Raw genomic sequence first — 597 nt, 5'->3', positions numbered from 1 at the left:
GGTGTTCTGCTGATCAAACTGAAGCATAAACAAGCCATGCTTGATTGGTGCCGATCCAGAGTTTTCCGACAGCATCGGATGTGAGTACGGAAATATCCGAGTCAGCAATTTCTGAATCAGGGATTGGCACGAGGCCGCTACGGGCCGTTCGAGAATGCTTTCGAAACGATCCCGGTTCGGGTTGTACCAGAACAGCCCGGCTCCATCAATACCTACCCAGAGCGTACCCTGAGCGTCTACGTGCAGAGCCCGAACCCGATTGCTGATCATACCATTTCGGTTATTGATGGGCAAGTCGTATGTTTTTAGCCGGTAGCCATCATAGCGATTCACACCCTTGTGGGTACCAATCCAGATGAAACCCCTGCGATCCTGGGCAATGCAAAGAGCATCGCTGTGCGACAGGCCATCATTAACCGTGATATGATCAAATCTCAATTGCGTGGGTTCTCGCTGTGCGTGGCTGATTCGCGGTAAAAGCAGAAGCAAGGCCAGGAACAGGTATAGAAAAAACCACATGGATCGAATGGATCGATTTATGGAAAGCATCAGGATACGTTTAAGACAAGGGGTGATGAAACGGGATAGTCCCGCAAA

Annotated in this window: 1 protein-coding gene; it reads right to left on the bottom strand. The window is 50.1% G+C overall.

Features of this window, described 5'->3' with window-relative positions; translation table 11 throughout:
• Positions 1–549: two-component regulator propeller domain-containing protein (locus BWI97_RS26740; protein WP_304529132.1), on the bottom strand; the 549-nt coding region annotated here is incomplete at its 3' end.
• Between the last annotated feature and the right edge of the window lie 48 nt (positions 550–597).

The organism is Siphonobacter sp. BAB-5405 (genome assembly GCF_002872335.1).
Lineage (GTDB): Bacteria > Bacteroidota > Bacteroidia > Cytophagales > Spirosomataceae > Siphonobacter.
This window is presented reverse-complemented; position numbering and strand designations above follow the sequence as displayed.